We start from the raw sequence: 18,231 nt of genomic DNA on the forward strand, positions 1-18,231 counted from the left end.
CTCGCCCTCCCGAGAGTCCGGTACGTGCGGGCGTCCGGTTGCGTGAGGTTCGGCCGGGCGCCGGGCCGGTAGATCCCCTGATGCGACAGGTGTAGTAAATGTACATCTGTTACGTTGGCTGTATGAGTGAGCCGGTGATCGAATCCATGGCGGACGTCAGAAGCCACCTTGCTGACGTGATCGACCGTGCCCGACGCGAGGACACCCCGACGATCATCACTCGGCGCGGCAAGCAGGAAGCCGTCGTGATCGACATCGAGGAGTACCAGCGCCTGCGCGATCTGGCGGAGCGGGCGGAGGAGTCCTGGCTCAACCGCCTCGCTGATGAGGCGGAATCCGAAGGCGTGGAAGGGGCGATCTCGCTCGAAGAGATGGCCGCCCGGCTCCGTACCCACAAGGACTGATCCCATGGGGTACGTCACGCGGTTCACCCCTCACGCCCAAAGGGACATGCTCAAGATCCCTCGCCCCGATGCTCTGCGGATCCTCCACCGCCTCACCGAACTCCAGAAGGCGATGGATACGGGAGGCACTGCGGCCCTCGACATCAAGGCCCTTCAGGGGCACAACGCCCGCTGGCGGCTGAGGGTGGGGGACTATCGCGTCGTCTACACCGTAGAGGACGGCCAACTGATCGTGTGGGTCATGACTGTCGGCAACCGCCGGGATGTATACCGCAGCCTCTGAATGCCCCCGTGCCCAGGGCCGCCCGGTGCTACCCCGCCATGCCGAACAGCTGCGTCCAGTACGTCCCCCTCTCGCCGCCTCCGCGGAAGCCGACGCCTATGTGTGTGAAGTCCGGCTTGAGGATGTTGGCCCGGTGGCCGGGGCTGTCCATCCAGCCCCGGACCACCTCGGCCGGTGACCGCTGACCGCAGGCGATGTTCTCGCCTATGACCCGGTGCGTGCAGCCGGCGGCGACCGCCCGGTCCCACGGCTGCCGACCGTCGAGGCCGGTGTGGGAGTAGAAGCCCCGCGCGACCATGTCGTCGCTGTGCGCCTGCGCGGCGGCGGTCAGCCGGGGGTCGCCGGCCAGCGGGCGCAGGCCGGCGGACCCGCGCTCCGCGTTCGTGAGCGCGACGACGTCGGACACGAAGGACGCGAGGCCGTGCGGGGTCAGCGGGCCGGCCCACACCGCCGTCCAGAAGATGTCGCCACCGGGAGCCGGGGCATGGGCGACACCTACGTCCGAGAGGGCGGGGTCGCGCACCGTACGGCCCATGCGCGCGTCGGAGAGGCTGTACGAGAGGAAGTCGGCCTCCGTACGAGGACCGGAGACCAGTTGCTCGGCGACCGTCAGGTACGCGTACCCCTGGGCCGTGACCCGCTGGTGGAGGGACATTCCCAGCCGGCCGGGCGCGGACCCGAGTCGCCCGTCGGCCGCCATGGCGGTGCAGTGCGCCTGGGCCGCTGCCGTGAGACGGGCGTCGGCCGTGACGGGCGGCGCGCCGGACCGTGCGCGTTCGGCGTTGACCAGGGCGGTGAAACCGTCGTCGGGCGTGGGGTCGTCCTCGGCCACCTCGATGCCGAAGTCGCGGGCTATCCCGGCCAGCCCGTCCACGTAACCCTGGCCCAGGGCCCGTAGTTTCCAGCCGCCGCCCCGCCGGTATATCTCCGCGAGCAGCAGCACACTCTCGTGCGTCGGGCGCGGTGGTGTGAACCGGGCGAGGCCCCGGCCGCCGATTCCCGTCACGGTCAGCGTCGGCACCGGCAGCCGGCCGAGCGGGACCGCCGGGTCCGCCGCGCTCACCACCACTGTGACCCGGCTCGCCCCCGCGCGCAGCCGCCCCACATCCAGCGTGACCGTGTCGTCCCGCAGCCGCGCGCCGGGCGCCGACGGCTGGTTGTAGAAGACGAAGTCCCCGTCGCCCGAGACCTTGCCGTCCTCTCCCGTGACCAGCACGGACAGGTCGAAGGGCCCCGGCACCCGGATCGCGAGCGCGCCGCCGGGCAGCGAAACGTTCCCGCCTGAGATCAAGTCGAGCATGCGCCTCTCCCCTTTCCGACCCTGTCCGCTTCGAAGAGAGAACGGCGGGTGCGAGACGCGGGGTTCCCGCACTGCCCGTCGTGGCTACCTCTCGCCATTTCGTATCCGCCGGGAACTCGGACCCGCCACGCCGCGACAACTCATGAGGACGCTGCGGACGACGACACGTGGAGGCGATGTGACACGCGACGACTGGTACGACGACGACAGCCTGTGGGTCGACTTCGCCCCGGCCATGTTCTCCGGCGCCCGCGCCGAGACCGTCGCCGAACTGGTCAGGACCGCCCCGCTGCTGGGCTTCCCGCCCGGCTCCCGCGTCCTCGACCTCTGCTGCGGCCCCGGCCTCTTCCTCGTCCCCCTCGCCGCGCGCGGCTACCGCGTCACCGGCGTCGATCTGAGTCCCGCCATGCTGGCACGCGCCGAAGCCGCCTGCCGCGAGGCGGCCGAGGACGACGTCCGCCTCGTACGCGAGGACATGCTCACGTACACCGCCCCCGAGGCGTACGACGTGATCCTCAACGTCTTCACCTCCTTCGGCTACTTCGAGGACGCCGCCGACAACTTCCAGGTGCTGCGCAACGCGTGGCGGAGCCTCGCCCCCGGCGGCCGGCTGCTGGTCGACGTGATGGGCAAGGAGGTGCTCGCGGGCTGGATCGGCCGTCCACAGGCTGTGGATCTGCCGGACGGTTCGTACGTCGTGCAGCGCGACACCGTTCTGGACAGCTGGCGCAGGCTGCGCACCGACTGGACGCTCGTACGCGACGAGACCGCCCGCACCGCGTCCATCAGGTCCTTCCTCTACAGCGCGGCCGAACTGCACGACCTCTTCGTGGCTGCCGGGTTCGCGGACGTCGAGTGCTTCGGGGACTTCGACGGCGGCCCGTACGACCAGAGTTCGCGCCGACTGATCGTCCGGGGCCTGAAGAAGTGACACCCGGCGACCCCCGCGTCAGGGGCCCGCGCGGTCCGCCCCGGACCGCCCCGCCCCGATTCCCGTACGCCACGCTCCACTTCCCCGGAGGACCCGTACGCCATGCCCCAGCTCAGCCCCGCCACCCCCCGCCTGTCGGTCCCCGTGCACGACCACATCACCGACGCCATGAAAGCCCCGGCGTTCCTCCGGCTCTCCGAGAACGTGGTGCTGGCCCGCTTCGAGACCATGAAGGTGTACGCGGCGCTCGGCGCCGTGCGCGAGCTGCTCGAACGCGGCCGGATCGTACCGGGCCAGACCCTCGTGGACAGTTCGAGCGGTATCTACGCCCTCGCGCTCGCCATGGCCTGCCATCGATACGGCCTGCGCTGCCACATCGTGGCCTCGACCACCGTGGACGCCACGATGCGCGCCCAGTTGGAGGTACTGGGCGCGACCGTCGACCAGATGCCGCCCTCGCAGAGCCTCCGGCTCGACCAGGAACGACGGGTCCGCCACGTACGCCAACTCCTCGACTCCCGGCCGGACTTCCACTGGATGCGGCAGTACCACGACGGCGTCCACCACACCGGCTACCACGAGCTGGCCGACCTCGCCGCCGCCGCGCTGCCCGGGGCCGACCTGACCGTGGTCGGCACCGTCGGCACGGGCGCGTCGACAGGCGGACTCACACGGGCGCTGCGCGCGGCCGGGCGCCCGGTACGGCTGGTGGGCATCCAGCCTTTCGGCAGCGTCACGTTCGGCAGCGAGGGCTTCAGCGATCCGGACGCGATCATCGCGGGCATCGGCAGCTCCATCCCCTTCGGGAATGTGCGGCACGAGCTGTACGACACCGTGCACTGGCTCGACTTCCGGCACGCCATGGCCGGCTCCGTCGCGCTGCTGAAGGAACACGCGGTGTTCGCGGGGCTGTCCACCGGCGCCGCGCATCTCGTCGCCGGCTGGGAGGCGGCGCGCGATCCGCGCCGCACGCATCTCGTCCTCGGCGCCGACACCGGACATCGCTACGCCGAGCGGGTGTTCGCCCGGCACACCGAGGCGTCCGAGCCGAGCGCGCTGAAACCCGAGCGTATCGATGAACTGGCCGAACTCCGCCCGCCCTGGGCCGTGATGGAGTGGGCGGGCCGGCCGGCGCCCCCGGGCGCCGACGCCACGTCCGAGAGCGATGCCGGCCGATGACGATCGCCGCTCTGGAAGCACTCTCCTTCGGACTCGGGCGTACGGCGCGGGCCTGCCGCGCGGCAGGGCACCGGTTCGTCCTGCTGACCGGCGACCGGAGCGTCTACCGCCACGAACTGGCCACGGCGGGCGGCGCGGACGGCGGTGCCGACGGCGCCGATGCCATCGAGGTCATCGACGTCGACACCTTCGACCCGGACGCCGTACGCCGCGCGCTCGCGAGCGTGCCCGACCTCGCCGGGCTGATCAACACGACGGACACCTGGAGCGGGCCCGCGGCCGACCTCGCACAGGAACTCGGATTGCCGGGTCCGGATCCGGAGGCCGTAAAACTTCTTCGTGACAAGGCGCGCGTGCGGCAGACGCTGCACCGGGCGGGGTTGAGCGCCGGGACATCCCTGGTGGTCGAACCCCGGGCGGACAGCGCCGAGTTGGTGCGCGAGGCCGTCGGGCTGCCCGCCGTGCTGAAGGTGTCCGCCGGGACGTCGTCGCGTGACGTGTGGATCGTGCACGACGACGAGGCGCTGCGCGCGGCGCTCGCGGAGGCCGAGGAGGGGGCGCGGCGACCGGGCGGGCTGAACGGAAGCCTGTTCGCCGAGCCCTTCCTCGCCGGGCCCCTCTACAGCGCCGAGACCCTGAGTTGGGAGGGGCGCACGAGGCTGCTGGGTGTGCTGAGCCGGCAGACGTCGCGCCGTCCCGCCGTACGCGAGGAGGCCGCCGCCTTCCCGGTGGCCTTGCCGACCGGTCAACTGGCCGCGATCGAACGGTGGGTGGGCGACGTCCTCGGGGCGGCAGGGCACGACCAGGGCTTCGCGCATGTTGAGTTCGTCCTCACCCGGCGCGGACCGGAACTGGTCGAGATCAACCGCAGGATCGGCGGCGCCCTCGTCGCCGAGACCATGTGCCGGGCGCTGGAGGTCGACGTCTACGAGGCGCTGGTCGACGTCACGCTGGGACGCCGCCCGCGCCTGCTGGACGCGCCGCTGCGACCGACCGGGCCGGCCGTCGCGTTCGTGCTCGTGTACGCGGACGAGCCCGGCGTCCTCGACGGGTGGGTCGGGCTCGACGGTCTCAACGCCTTCCCGGGCAAGGTGAGTTGGTATCCGGTGCGGGCTCCGGGCGACGCCGTGCAGCACGTGGGCGACCAGCGCGGCTGCACGGGCATGGTGCTCGCGGAGGCGGCGACGGCGGAGCTGGCGCAGCACCGGGCGTGGAGCGCGGCGACTACGGTGCGGCCGGTGATGAAGACGGCCGAGGGGAGGTGAGGGCACGAGGGGAGATGACTGGGCAAGGGGAGGTGAGGGGGCGGCTTGGCCTGGGCAGCGCCCTGACGTGGGCTCAACTCTTCCTCCTCGGCGCCTCGTTCCTCATCACGCTCGGGAGCTTCGCCGTACTCCCGTACATGTCGGTACTCCTCCACGACCGCTTCGGGCTCGGACTCGGGGTGGTGGGCGCGGTCCTGGCGGTCGCGTCGCTGGTGCAGTTCTCCGGCGGTGTCGTCGGGGCGGCGCTGGCGGCCCGGATCGGACTGCGGGCCACGATGCTGGTGGCACTCGCCGTACGTACGGCGGGCTTCGCCGCCTTCGTACCGGGGCTGACCCGGCCGGTCGTCGCGGTGGGCGCGCTGTTCCTGGTGTCGTGCGGCGCCGCGCTCTACCTGCCCGCCAACAAGGCTTATCTGGTGGCGGGTTGTGGGCAGGAGCGGCGGCCGGGGTTGCTCGCGGCGAGCGGTTCGGCCTTCAACGCGGGTATCGCGCTGGGGCCCCCGGCCGCCGCCCCCTTCGTACTGACGTCGCCGGCGGGGCTGTTCACTTCGGTCGCCGTGCTGTTCGCGCTGGTGGGGGTGGGGCACGCGCTGCTGCCGTCGGTGGCGGACCAGGCGGTCGCGGACGAGGCGGGGACGGGCGAGGACACCGCCGGGGCCTCCGGGCGTCAACTCCTCCTCACTACACCCGCGTTCACCCTTCCCCCGTTCGCGTTCACCGTGCTCGCCGTCTACATCTTCATGTTCTTCCAGCACTACCTCGCCCTCTACGCCGTGCCCCGCACCTCCACCGCCTTCTACGGAACCGTCCTCATGGGCTACGCGATCCTCCTCGTCGTCGCCCAGCCGCTCTTCGCCCGCCGGCTCGCGGCGTTGCCGTACGCGGCGGCGCTGCGGGTGGGCTTCGGCGCTATGGCGGCCGGAATGGCGGTGCTCGCGCTCGGCGGCCGGGCGGGGATCGCGGCCGGCGCGGTACTGCTCTGCCTCGGCGAGATCGTCCTCTTCCTGAAGAACGACCTGGAGGCGCTCGACCGGTCGACCGCCCCGTCCGCGACCGTCTTCGGCAGACAGCGGCTGGCGGCGGGCCTCGGGGCGTTCGCGGCGGCCGTGGTCGGCGGGCAACTGTACGGGGCGGCCGAACGGGCCTCGGCCGTACCGGTGTTCTGGCTGGTCGTCGCCGCGCAGGCGGTGCTGCTGCCCGCGCTGTTGGTGATGTACGTGGCCGGGACCGCGCGCCGCCGCGCGGGCGGCGAGCTCGCCGATGCTCGCCCCCCGCGCTGATGTGCGGCTACGGCCGGGTCACACGGGGACGGCCGTGACCGCCGCGTCCCCGCCCTCCGGCTGCCACACCTCCGCGAGATCCCGCCGGGCGCGGGCGACGCGGGACCGTATCGTCCCGACGGGGCAGCCCAGGGCGTCTGCGGCCTCCGCGTACGAGAGCCCGACGAGCCGGGTCAGTACGAACGCCTGCCGCCGCCCCGGCTCCATCGTGCCCAGGGCGTCCGCGAGCGCCACCGACTCCTCGAAACCCGGCAGATGCCGTGGCTGAGCCCGGTCCGCGACGGTCACCCAGTCCGTGGTGTCGGCGATCCGGGGCCGTACGGCCGCCCGCCGGTACCGGTCGACGACCACCCGGCGCGCGATGGCCAGCAGCCACACACGCGCGCAGGACCGCCCCGCGAACCGCGCGAGGCTCGCCAGCGCCCGCAGATACGTCTCCTGCGTGAGGTCGTCCGCTCCGCGCACGTCGGCGCTGAGGTGCGCGACGAAGCGGCGTACGTCGTCATACGTGGCCCGTACGAAGAGTTCGGCCGCCCGCCGGTCACCGAGACCGGCGGCCAGGGCCCACGCCGTGATCTCGGAATCGTCGGCGCGTGCGCTTCTGCCGGTCGTCGGATGTATGCGGGTGGGGGGTATGTGTTTGGACGTTGTGAGTCCGGGTGTTGTGCGTCCGGGGGCGACCGGTCTGGGAGTGACCGGTCTGGGGGTGATGTGTCCGGGCACAGGTGTGCGCAGGGCAGCAGGTATCACGGGAAGTCCTTCGCGTCCGGGCCGTGTGGGCGGCCCGTGGAGTCAGAGCGGTGAAGGTGGAGAGCGGAGAAACGCTCAGAACGCGAGGAGTGGCGGCCCGCGCCGCGACACGACGTGCAGGGCCGGGAGTTGGGCCGGTGGCCGGACCGGCTGGTATGCGACGGGGGCCGCGAGCAACGGCTGATCCGCCGGCCGCCCGCCGCTGAGTACCGCGTGGGCGAAGCGGAGCCGCTCGTACACGTCGCGGACGTCGTACACGAACAGCTCAAGAACGCCCACCAGTTGTACGAAGGCGCGGTCGCCGCGCCACAGCCACAGGCCGCAGACGAGGCCGGCGAGCAGGTGCGCGCCGAGCATGCCCGAGGTGAGGCCGGAGCTGTCGAGCAGCCCGGTCAGCCCGTTCAGACTGAGGAGTTCACCGAAGGCATCGTGCGACAGCTCGCCGCCGCCCCCGGCCGTCCCGCCGTCCTTATGGCTGCCATGTCCGGCGTGGTCGCCGCGCGGACCGGGATGCAGACCGCTGAACACCGCGTGCAGCAGCAACTGGCCGGCGGCACTCGCGCCGACGATCACGGCGCCGCCGCGTTCCTTCCCGGACAGCAGCCAGCCCGCGCCGCACACCGGCAGGAAGGCGAGGGCGAGCACGCGCGGTGGCAGCGGGCCACCGGACGACAGGGCGTGGCCGAGCCCGGACACCAGGACGCACACGGCGGCGAAGACTGCGGTGCGCGCGAGGCGGAGTGCGGGTCCGGCTCCCATGGCCGTCATGGTGCCAGCGTGACACGGCTGTCGCGAAAGGCCACCTGATGGGTATACATCGGATGTTCAGGCGCTTTGCGCGGACAAGGAGTTGGTGTGATCCAGCTCACATGAAGTGCTCGGGAACTTCTCGGCCCGGTTCACCGACACCTCCAACTGTACGACCGTGCACCAATCCGTACGACGGCAGATGACGGAACCGGAGACCGCCCGATGAATCCGCCCCCAGAGCCCGCGACGCCCGACGCGAAGGACGCGCCCCAAGCCTCCCCCGCGCCCGCGACGCCCGGCGCGCCCGACGCAGAGACGACGACCCCGGCCTCGCCCGCCGCCACCGCCCCCGCCGCCACCACGCCCCGGGTCACCCTCCGCTCGGACCTCCGGGCGAGCTGGCTCGACGGCACGGTCGCCCTCCTGGTGACGGCCGCCGTCTTCGTCATCCTCTACGTACGGATCGAGTCGGAGGCATCGTCCACCCTGACGGTCATGCCGTTCATGGCGGACACGAGCGAGTTCTGGATGTACTACCTCAGCCAGGCGTTCGGCTGGGCCGCGCTCCTCTGGGCCTGGGGCACCGTCATCATCGGCCTGCTCCTCTCCGGCCCGCGCCCGGCCCGTCTGCCGCTCTCCGGCCCCCGCCTGGAGCGTCTGCACCGCACCACCAGCCTCAACACGATCGCGCTCATCGTCGCCCACGCGCTGCTGTTCGCCGCCGAGTTGGTCTACCAGGACACCGACTCCTGGCCCTCGCGCCTGGGCAGGGCCGTCCTGGAGACGTTCATCCCCGGCGGCTACAACTCCGGCACCGGCGTCTGGGCCATGCCGATCGGCCAGGCGGCCCTCTATCTCGCGATCCCGCTCGGCCTGCTCTTCTACGTACGCCACCGCATCGGCCCGAAGACCTGGCGGATCCTGCACCGCTTCGTGCTCGTCGTCTACGTCCTGAGTGTGTGGCACACGCTGCTGTACGGCACGAACGTCTGGTACGACGGAGCCTTCCGCAACACCGTATGGCTCCTCCAACTCCCCATCGCCGCACTCTTCCTGCTCCGTCTCCTCCGCCCCGCCCGCCGCTCCGAACGCCTCGCGTCGCCGAGCGCGCACCGCGGGTCGAAGACCGGCTGGACCCTGCGGCTGACGGGTCGTGTGGCGGCCGTGGCCATCATCGGCGTACTCGTCGCGGTGATCGCCTCGGGACGCGACGGCGGGCGTACGGTGCCGCCGGAGGACACCTCGTCCACGCACGTACACGACGACTGAGCGTGCCACAGCGGGCGTTGCCCATGTGAATTCCATTCAGTTGCCATGGAGCACGGCAGCCGGGGTCGCCATACTTTCCAGAGGGACAACCACCCTCGACATGGTCGATTCGGAGCGTGCTGTGATCGACGAGACGACAGCGGGGCTGCTGGAGGCGGCAGGCCCGCAGATGTACCGGCGGAACGCTTTCCGTATCACCGGGCTGCCCACCTACGCGGACCGGCGGACGGTACGACAGCGGCAACAGCGCATCACGCCCGCGCTCGAACTCGGCGCCGACGTCGACCTCGGGCACTCGCTCCCCGTCGGTCTCGACGACGTCCGCGGCGCCTTCGACCGGATACTCGGCGACCCGCGCCGCCGGCTGGTCGACGAGCTGTTCTGGCTCTGGGACGCCGAAGGAGCGGTGAACGGGAGCGGAAGCGGGAATGGGAGCGGGCAGGGTCCCACCTGCCAGTGCCCCAAGTCGCTGCACACCGACCACGACGCCGCCGTACGCGCGCACAGCGCGGCGCTCGACCTGACGGTCGACGACCTGTCCGCGGGGTGGGGCGACTCCGAGGCGACCCAACTGTGGACCGACGCCTCGCGGTTGTGGGGCCAGGTGCTGCGCCGCGCAGTCTTCTGGGACCACGTGCGGCACCGTATCGCCGTCCTCGACGACCGGCAGCTCGACGACTCCGTGATCGACACGCTCCGCGACGCCCTGCCGGCCACCCTGGTCAAACCACTGATCGAGCTCGCGTCGACGGCGCCGAACACCGCCGACCGCCTGCTGCTCACCAAACTGGCGCACGGCTGGCCACTCGTACCCTCCAGCCTGGTCGAGGACCAGCTGGAAGAGGCCGCCGCGCCTCACTACGAGTCGCTCCGTGCGACCGCGAAACGGGCGTCGTCCCAGTTGGAAGGGGGGGACTGGGACGGCGCCGCGGCACAGGTGTACGAACACGCCCTGCCCGCGCTGAAACAGCTGGAGGCCCTGGTCCCCCACGCCAGGCACCGCCGCACCTCGACCGCCCGCAACGACGTCGCGGTCCTGCTCAACAACTGCGCCACCGCCGCCACGGACGCGCTCGGCCCGGGGGCGAATCTGAAGGCGTCCAAATGGTTCCGTACGGCGGGTGAGTTGGCGACGGACCCGGTCACCCAGCAGACCATCAGGACGAACCGCGACGGTCTGCGCAACATGATGGAGACCTTCAACCAGATCAGGACGCAGGTCGACCAACTGGTCGCGGCCGGCCGCATCAGCCTCGCCAGAAGCCTTCTGCTCAACGTCAAACGCCAGTTGGCGGGCGGCGCGGGCACTGAGGAAATCGACCGCATGATGGACGATCTCCGCAACTGGCCGGGCTCGTACAGAAGGAGCGGCTCGGGCAGTTACGGCACCCCGGGCACCCCCGGCCGTAGCCGGAAGGTGTTCGCCCTGGTCATGGCCGTCGTACTGCTGATCCTCCTCGCGCGAGCGCTCACGGGGGTGTTCGACAACGACGACAGCGGCGACAGCGGAGCCCGGCCGGGGACCGGCACGTTCGTCCTGTCGGCGGCCGACGCCGAGGAGAACGATCCGGTGGGCGGGTGCATAGAGCGGGAGTCGGACTGGGAGGTAGGCGCACGCGAGGTGGATACGGTCCCGTGCGACGACGCCCACTGGGGTGAGGTGGTGGCCTACCAGCCGCTGCTCGGCAGGGACTCCACGTATCTGACGCGCAAGTACCCGGGAGCGGACCAGGCGGTGGCGCTCTCCCGCTTCCGGTGCGAACTCGTGCTGGCCCGGCTCGGCACGGAGGGGGCGGGACTGGCGGTGACGCACACGGTGCCCGGCAAGGAGGCCTGGGGAATGGCGGTCAGATCCCAACTGGGCGCCGAATACACGACGTGTGTGGTGCACCGGGCGGACAACGGGGCCATGACGGAGGAGGACCGGGTACCGCTGAACGCGGGGGTGACGGAGGCACCGGCGCTCATGGACACGTTCAGCCAGTTCGTCCGGGACAACGCGCCGGTGGGGTCGTGCGTCAAGTCCAAGAAGGATCTCTCCGCCGAGTCGGTCGATCTCCCCATCGTGCCCTGCGAGGAGTCCCACTGGGCCGAGATCGTGGGATATCCCGTTCTGTACGAGGTCGACGACCGCCCCCCGTGGCCGGGCAACGAAGCTGTCTACGCACGGGCCGAGGCAGCGTGCGAGGATCTGACGAAAGGCGTGTCGAGCACCATGCGGCTGCACGTCGTCTATCCCGCCCAGGACTGGTGGAGCGGTCTGAGCACCCAGATCTACGCGATGTGCGCCGTGTCCTACGTGGGTGACAACCTCTGGGGCGGCGGGCTGTGACGACACGCCCGTCCGACCGGAGACTACCGATGATGACCATGGAGGAGAGACGGGTGGTGGGGGTCAAGGGGGCTGCTCTGCGGGTGAGTTCACCGGAGGGCACGCAGACCGTCTTCGAGCTGAGCGGCGTGTCGGTCACCGTCGGGCGCGCGGTGCCCGAGCGGGCCCCCGACGTCGGGCTCGGGCCCGATCCGCAGCGCTGGGTCGGACGGCTGCACTGCACCCTCGACTTCGCCGACGGCATGTGGTCGGTGACGGACAACGCGAGCGTCAACGGGACGCTGCTGAGACACGGCGACACCATAGAGCGGCTCCAGGCGCGCAAGCGCATACAGCACGGGGACACGGTGCTGATCCTGGGCGACATGGATCCCGAAGGGGAGCCGGTGTACTGGGAGTTGACCTTCCTGGACCCGCACACCACCCGGCCTGCGCCGTTCGGTTCGCCTTCGGACGTACGCCACACGGGGCCGTGCCTGCGGTACGACTGGGTCGCCGCGAGGGCGTACCGCAACGAGGACGGCGAGGAGACGCTGATCACCGGACTGCGGCCGCAGGGGCATCAGTTGCTGCGGTACATGGCGGGGCGCAGCACGAGCGGCGCGGCCGTCGCGTGTGAACACGCCGAGCTGATCACGGCGTTGTGGGGCTCGAACGAGGAGTGGGCGCCGCACCGGTCGTACAGCAGGGCCGACATCGCGGGTGTCGTACGGGCGGTACGGCGCTGTATCGAGGCGGATCCGTCGAATCCGAAGATTCTGGAGACGGTGACGGGGATCGGGTACCGGCTCAACGTGCTCGCGGGCGGGGATGGTTCGGGCTCCGGGGCCGGGTCGGGCTCGGGCTCCGGGTCTGGTGGGCGTGGTTCGGGCTCCGGCCCCGGTTCGGGCTCGGGCGGTCGGAAGGCGGACCCCGCATGACACTCCTCGTCAGTGGTGACAGGGTCAGCGACACCCTCGTGATCGACCGCCCTTTGGGTGAGGGGGCGTTTGCCGAGGTCCACCGGGTGCGCCACGAGTATCTCGGCTGGCAGGCGATGAAGCTGTTCAAGCGGGTCGCGTCCCTGGAGGAGACGCGGCGGATGCTGGACGAGGCCCGGCTGCTGTCGACTCTCGGGCACCCCAACATCGTCCGGCTCTTCGACGCCAACACCGTGCGCACCCGCGAGGGACTGCGGGGCTTCTTCACAATGGAGTACGTCGCGGGCGGCAGCCTTGAACGCCTCGCCGCGGCACACAAGTCGATGGTCCCGAGGGATCTCGTCGCCGAGGTGATGACCCAGATCGCGAGCGGTCTCGCCGTCGCGCACGCCCAGGACCCGCCGATCGTGCACCGGGACGTGACTCTGGCCAACGTACTGATCGGCTACGACGGTTCGGGCATGCGCGTGCGGGTGAGCGACTTCGGGCTGGCCAAGCGCGCCGATCCGTTCACTCATCTGGCCAGTGCCCAGGGGACGTACGCCTTCATGGCACCCGAAGTGATGCGTAACCAGGGCTATTCGTGCGCCAGCGACGTGTGGTCGGTCGGCGTGATCGCGTATCTGCTGCTGACCAACCGCTTTCCGTTCCACGGGGGCGGGGAGGAGTTCTCGTCGTTCTCCTTCGGGCGGTTCAACCGGTCGCTGCTGCCGCCGAGCAGTTACAACGACGAGGTCGACGCGGACCTGGACCGCATCGTGCTCGCCACCCTGGAGATCGATCCGCAGAACCGGCCGGCCACTGCCCAGTTCCTCGCGGACGCGCTGCGCGAGCGCGCGGAGTCCATGGCCGGCGCGGCGGCCGAGGCGGCGGAGGCGGCGCGACGCGGGAAGGGGGAGGGGGCGACGGGCCCCAACTCCGGTGGCGGCGAGACATCTTCGACCACCGGGCCGCCGCCCAAAGCCACCACCAAACGTCCCAACAGGCCGCCCACGGAACGTGCCCGGCGGCTGGCCGAAGAAGCACTCGCACTGGCCCGCTCGCCGGGGGAACTCGACCGCGCCGCCGACCTCATGGAGGAGGCCGTCAACTTGTCGCCATACCTGCGTGACCGCTATCTGTCCAAGCTCACGCTGTGGCGCCGGGGGGTGATGATGTGAGCGGGCGGCTCTCCCGGCTCAGGGCGGACCTCGCGCAGCGCCGGCACCACCGGGCTTTCCGTATCGCGCCGCTGCCCTGGGACGAACCGTCGCGCGAGGAGCTGGAACGGTTGCTCGCGTCGGTGGCGGCGTCGGCCGCGGCCGTGGATACGGCTGCGGATACGGGGGCCGACTCGGGGGGCGTCTCGGAGGGCGGCGCCGGTTCCGTAACCGCGGGCGAGTCGGCCGGTCCGGCCGAGGAGCAATCCCTGGACGCGAAGGCGCTCGCCGACGCCGCGACGAATCTGTGGCGCGCCCAGCGCAGGCTCAACCGCCAGGGCGAGGCGGCGACTTCGCGCTCGCGGCAGACCAGCCGCTATCTGCGGTCGTGCCGCGAGGCGCTGGACGAGGCCGGTCTGCTCGTACAGGAACACGAGGGCGACGCGTTCCACGCCGGGCTGTCCTTGGAGGCGCTGACCTTCGAGGAAGATCCCTCGCTGACGGCCGAGACGGTCCTGGAGACGATCAGGCCGACGATCTATCTCAACGGCCGCCGTATCCAGATGGGCCAGGTGATCGTCGGCTCTCCGCCCGCGCCCGCGCCCGCGCCCGCGCCCGATCCCGTACCCGATCCCGTACCCGAGGCGGAGCCGGTGTCCGAGTCGGCGCCGGGGCCCGCGCCTGAACCTGCCGACGCCGTGCCGGCGCCCGAGGACTCCGTCCCCGCGACTGCTCCTTCCGTATCCGCCCCCACATCCGCCCCTGCCCGTGCCTCAGAAGCACCGTCCAGCTCGGACCACGAGAGGACCGATCATGCGTGACACCGTCGACTTCGGTATCGACCTGGGTACGACCAACAGCGCCATCGCCGTCGTCGAGGGCGGCAATGTGTCCGTCATCAAGAACAACGACGGCTGGGACATCACCCCCTCGGCGGTGTGGATCCCCAAGGAGGGCAGGGTCCACGTCGGCCGCCAGGCGCGGGACCGCGTGGAGCACGATCCGGCCAACGCCACGGCCGAGTTCAAGCTGGAGATGGGCCTCGCCGACTCGCGGAAGACCTTCGCCACGGCCGGTGCCTCCCTCAGCCCGCCGCAGCTGTCCGCCGAGGTCCTGCGGTCGCTGCGCGCGGACGCCGCGCACCACACCGGCACCCCGCCCGAGTCGGCGGTGATCACCGTCCCCGCCGCCTTCGCGCTGAACCAGAACAAGGCGACCATCGAGGCCGCCGAGCTGGCCGGATTCACCTCCGCGTGCCCGCTGGTTCAGGAGCCGACGGCAGCGGCCTTCGCGTACGGCTTCCAGGACGCGACCGACCGCGCGTACTGGATGGTGTTCGACTTCGGCGGCGGCACCTTCGACGCCGCTCTCGTCAGCAAGCGCGACGGCGACCTGCGGGTGCTCAACCACGCCGGGGACCCGTTCCTCGGCGGAAAACTGATCGACTGGGCGCTGATCGAGCGGCTGCTGGTGCCCGCCGCCGCCGCCGAACTCGGCCTGGCGGACATGCGCAGGGACAACCCGCAGTGGCGCAGGAACTTCGCGAAGCTCAAGCGCGCGGCCGAGGACGCGAAGATCCATCTTTCCCGGCAGGACCAGGTCGAGATGCTGATCGACCTCAACGACGCCGACGGGAACCCCCTCACCCTCGAACACACGCTGACACGCGGCGAACTCGACGCGATCGCCGAGCCGTTCTACGTCCGGGCCATCAACCTGTGCCGTGACGCCATCGCCGAAGCGGCCCTCGGTCCTGACGACATCGACCGTCTGCTGCTCGTCGGCGGTGTCACGCTCTCTCCCGGACTGCGCGAACGGCTGGCCGACCCGCGCCACGGCCTCGGCATCGAACTCGACGTCAGCCTCGACCCGACGACGGTCGTCGCCCGTGGCGCGGCGATCTTCGCCAGCACGGTCCGGATCCCGCGGTCGAAGGCGCCGGTCCCGGCCGGGCAGTTCGCCGTCGAGCTGTCGTACGAGCCCAGCGTCACCAACCTCCAGCCCACCGTCGGCGGGCGCGTGCGCGGCTCGTCGGGGGCGGAGTCGGGAGCGGGGCCGGACTTCACGGGCTACACGGTGACCGTGAACAACCCGGACGGCCAGCCGCCGTTCCACTCCGGCGCCATCTCGCTGAACGCGGAGGGCGTCTTCATCACCGAGGTGGTCCTCACCCCGCACACGACGTCGAAGTTCTCCGTCGAGCTGACCGACCCGTCGGGGACCCGGTGCGAACTCGCCTCCAACACCCTGTCGATCACTCACGGGGACGTGGAGTTCGGCGGCGTACGGCTCGCGCACTCGCTGGGCATCCAGCTCGCCGAGCAGGTCTTCGCGCCGATGCTGCGCAAGGGCGCGACTCTGCCGACGTCCGTGCGTGAGGTGTTCCGTACGTCGGCGGCCCTGAGCCGCTCCGAGGGCGACGCGACGATCCGGATCCCGGTCATCCAGGGCGAACGCAGCCGGGCCGACCGTAACCGTGGCGTGGGCATGCTGGAGATCCGGCCGCGTGACATCCGGATCGACCTGCCGGCGGGCAGCGAGGTCGAGGTGACCGTCGAGGTCGACGCGTCCAGCATGGTCACGGTGGTCGCCGATGTGCCGCTGGTGCAGGCGCAGTTCGAGGCCGAGATCAACCTGGACGACATCCGGGCCAAGGAGCCCGAGGAACTGCGCGACATCCTGGACGAGGCGGAGGGACGGCTGGCGACGCTGCGCGGATACGTGGCGGACGCGGGCTCGGCCGACGCGGAGCGCCGGCTGCGGAAGCTGGACGAGGAGCGGTCCGTCGGCACCGCCCGCGACCAGGTGGACGCGTCGGCCGTGGACAACGGCGCCGCGGCCACGGCGGAGGAGCGACTGCGCGATCTCCAGGCGGAGTTGGACGACATCGCGGACGCGGTGGGGCTGCCCGGTCTCGTACGGGACCTGCGGTCGGCGCTCGCCGAGGCCGAGGAACTCGTGCGTCAGCACGGCGAGACGGCCGACCGGCAGGAGCTGGCCGCGATCCAGAGCCGCGCGGAGGAGGCGATCAACGCGCAGGACTCGGTGGCGGTTCGCGGGCTCATCGACCGGACGGGGTCGCTGCTGTTCGAACTGGAGCGGCGAAGCCCCGACTGGTCCGTGAAGCTCTTCTACACCCTTCAGGAGATGCTGCGGGCTTCCGGGCAGGCCGGGCCGCTCATCCAGGAAGGGCACCGGGCCATCGCGGCGAACGACCGGCAGGGCCTGGACGCGGTGAACCAGCGGCTGTACCGGCTGCTTCCGAAGGATGAGCAGGACAAGGTCGTCTGGCTGGGCAGGGCGTGAGCGAGATGACCGATTCGGTGCGGGCACGGGCCATGAGCCTTCAACTGACCGTGAACCGGGCGCACTCGGCGGCGCGCGCGGGCGACCTCGGCCAGGCCGCCCGGCTGCTGGACGAACTGGACACGGGCGGCCACCTGGACACGGCGCGGGTCAGCTTCGCGAAGCCCGGCTCCGGGGGTGATTCGGGCGGTGCGTCCGGCGGTGTGTCCGGAGTTGAGCGGGCGACCGTGGTGGCCGCCCTCAACCTGCGGGCGAAGGTGCACGCCCAACTCGGTGAGCTGCCCGAGGCGGACGCGTGCTGGACCCGGGTGGAGGCGCTCGCGCCCGACGATCCGGACGCCGCCGCGGGCCGCCGTACGCTCGCCAAGATCACCGCGGGCCGCCGGCACGCCCGCCCGGTCGTCCACACCGGCCGGGTCGCGGTGATCGCCGGAGCCCTGGCCGCCACGGTGGCGGGAGTCGCGCTGGTCGGCGGCGCCGTCCGGCTGGTCTCGAACGGCGACGACAACGGCGGCCGTGCCTCGGGATCGGTGACCGAGGCGGACACCGGGTCGGAGCGGCTGCGGGCCGAGTCGCAACGCGCCGACGAGCTCAAGGAGCGCCTGGCCTCACTCGAATCCGACAGCAAGGCGGACGCGGAGCGCCGCCACAGCACGCTCGACGAGGTCGCGAAGAGCCTCGTGATGCCGGGCGTCGAGCTCCGGCGGCACGCCGACGACATCCAACTGGTCTTCAGTACGGGGGTGTTCCCGTACGACACCGTGATCAGCCGGGAGGGCGCCACGGCCCTGACGGAGATCGGCCGCAGGCTGGCCGACCTGGAGTCCGGGTCCGGGGAGGGGGCGGTGGCCGGGGTGGAGACCACCGTGGTGGGCCACTCGGTCGCCGTGCCCGGCGGGGCGCCGAGCGGTGGCTCCGTGGTCGCGCTGGAACGCGCCCGGGTCGCGGCGTGGTATCTGGCGGAGGACAGCGACCTGCGGCTGACGGATTTCCGGCTGGTCAGCGCCGACCAGCGGCGGGGCCCCTTCCCGGCGACGGAGGCGAACGCGCCCCGGAACCGCACCGTGACGCTGCTGATCACCCCGAAGGAGCCACCTGCCGCCCGCTGACGGAGCCGCCCGCC

At 71.4% G+C, this 18,231-nt stretch carries 16 protein-coding genes; 13 read left to right on the plus strand and 3 right to left on the minus strand.

Annotated features, from left to right (window positions below; all coding sequences use genetic code 11):
• The first annotated feature begins 122 nt into the window (after positions 1-122).
• A complete protein-coding gene (locus ACFWV8_RS20410; RefSeq protein WP_384203864.1) occupies positions 123-404 on the plus strand; it encodes a type II toxin-antitoxin system Phd/YefM family antitoxin in 282 nt (93 codons plus the stop codon).
• Between the two features lie 4 nt (positions 405-408).
• Complete coding sequence (locus ACFWV8_RS20415; protein ID WP_384203867.1) at positions 409-687, plus strand: type II toxin-antitoxin system RelE/ParE family toxin; 279 nt, start codon at positions 409-411, stop codon at positions 685-687.
• 28 nt (positions 688-715) lie between these two features.
• On the opposite strand, the gene ACFWV8_RS20420 is transcribed toward ACFWV8_RS20415, so the two are convergent.
• Complete coding sequence (locus ACFWV8_RS20420) at positions 716-1,987, minus strand: CAP domain-containing protein (RefSeq protein WP_384203870.1); 1,272 nt, start codon at positions 1,985-1,987, stop codon at positions 716-718.
• 235 nt (positions 1,988-2,222) lie between these two features.
• Here ACFWV8_RS20420 and ACFWV8_RS20425 point away from each other — a divergent pair, with 235 nt between their 5' ends.
• From ACFWV8_RS20425 to ACFWV8_RS20440, 4 genes are all read left to right on the plus strand, one after another.
• On the plus strand, positions 2,223-2,918 hold the full coding sequence (locus ACFWV8_RS20425) for a class I SAM-dependent methyltransferase (RefSeq protein WP_384204001.1): 696 nt from the start codon (positions 2,223-2,225) through the stop codon (positions 2,916-2,918).
• A 102-nt stretch (positions 2,919-3,020) separates the two neighbouring features.
• Complete coding sequence (locus ACFWV8_RS20430; RefSeq protein WP_384203873.1) at positions 3,021-4,097, plus strand: pyridoxal-phosphate dependent enzyme; 1,077 nt, start codon at positions 3,021-3,023, stop codon at positions 4,095-4,097.
• Positions 4,094-5,362, plus strand: coding sequence for an ATP-grasp domain-containing protein (locus ACFWV8_RS20435; RefSeq protein WP_384203876.1), 1,269 nt, complete (start codon positions 4,094-4,096; stop codon positions 5,360-5,362). Before ACFWV8_RS20430 ends, ACFWV8_RS20435 begins: the two co-directional genes overlap by 4 nt.
• A 14-nt stretch (positions 5,363-5,376) precedes the next feature.
• Positions 5,377-6,642: an MFS transporter gene (locus tag ACFWV8_RS20440; protein WP_384203879.1), complete on the plus strand. Its 1,266-nt coding sequence runs from the start codon at positions 5,377-5,379 to the stop codon at positions 6,640-6,642.
• A gap of 18 nt (positions 6,643-6,660) precedes the next feature.
• Here ACFWV8_RS20440 and ACFWV8_RS20445 read toward each other — a convergent pair whose 3' ends face one another.
• Both ACFWV8_RS20445 and ACFWV8_RS20450 read right to left on the minus strand, forming a co-directional pair.
• A complete protein-coding gene (locus ACFWV8_RS20445; RefSeq protein WP_384204004.1) occupies positions 6,661-7,278 on the minus strand; it encodes a sigma-70 family RNA polymerase sigma factor in 618 nt (205 codons plus the stop codon).
• A 189-nt stretch (positions 7,279-7,467) separates the two neighbouring features.
• Positions 7,468-8,160 carry a hypothetical protein gene (locus ACFWV8_RS20450; RefSeq protein ID WP_384203882.1) on the minus strand — a complete coding sequence of 231 codons (693 nt, stop codon included), beginning with the start codon at positions 8,158-8,160 and terminating at the stop codon, positions 7,468-7,470.
• A gap of 204 nt (positions 8,161-8,364) precedes the next feature.
• On the opposite strand from ACFWV8_RS20450, the gene ACFWV8_RS20455 reads away from it, so the two are divergent.
• The 7 genes from ACFWV8_RS20455 (at position 8,365) to ACFWV8_RS20485 (ending at position 18,217) form a co-directional block, all read left to right on the plus strand.
• A complete protein-coding gene (locus ACFWV8_RS20455; RefSeq protein WP_384203885.1) occupies positions 8,365-9,411 on the plus strand; it encodes a ferric reductase-like transmembrane domain-containing protein in 1,047 nt (348 codons plus the stop codon).
• Positions 9,412-9,511: 100 nt separating this feature from the next.
• A complete protein-coding gene (locus tag ACFWV8_RS20460; protein WP_384203888.1) occupies positions 9,512-11,743 on the plus strand; it encodes a septum formation family protein in 2,232 nt (743 codons plus the stop codon).
• A 32-nt stretch (positions 11,744-11,775) separates the two neighbouring features.
• Positions 11,776-12,663, plus strand: a complete 888-nt coding sequence (locus ACFWV8_RS20465) for an FHA domain-containing protein (protein ID WP_384203890.1) — start codon at positions 11,776-11,778, stop codon at positions 12,661-12,663.
• The gene (locus tag ACFWV8_RS20470; protein ID WP_384203893.1) at positions 12,660-13,823 is read left to right on the plus strand and encodes a serine/threonine-protein kinase; all 1,164 of its coding nucleotides are present in this window, start codon (positions 12,660-12,662) and stop codon (positions 13,821-13,823) included. The genes ACFWV8_RS20465 and ACFWV8_RS20470 overlap by 4 nt, the downstream gene beginning before the upstream one ends.
• Positions 13,820-14,623 (plus strand): hypothetical protein, encoded by an 804-nt coding sequence (locus ACFWV8_RS20475; protein ID WP_384203896.1) that lies wholly within the window; start codon positions 13,820-13,822, stop codon positions 14,621-14,623. The genes ACFWV8_RS20470 and ACFWV8_RS20475 overlap by 4 nt, the downstream gene beginning before the upstream one ends.
• Complete coding sequence (locus ACFWV8_RS20480; protein WP_384203899.1) at positions 14,616-17,108, plus strand: Hsp70 family protein; 2,493 nt, start codon at positions 14,616-14,618, stop codon at positions 17,106-17,108. Before ACFWV8_RS20475 ends, ACFWV8_RS20480 begins: the two co-directional genes overlap by 8 nt.
• A 5-nt stretch (positions 17,109-17,113) precedes the next feature.
• Positions 17,114-18,217: a hypothetical protein gene (locus tag ACFWV8_RS20485; protein WP_384203902.1), complete on the plus strand. Its 1,104-nt coding sequence runs from the start codon at positions 17,114-17,116 to the stop codon at positions 18,215-18,217.
• The last annotated feature ends 14 nt before the right edge of the window (positions 18,218-18,231 follow it).

Origin of the sequence: Streptomyces sp. NPDC058665, assembly GCF_042714995.1 — a bacterium.
Lineage (GTDB): Bacteria > Actinomycetota > Actinomycetes > Streptomycetales > Streptomycetaceae > Streptomyces.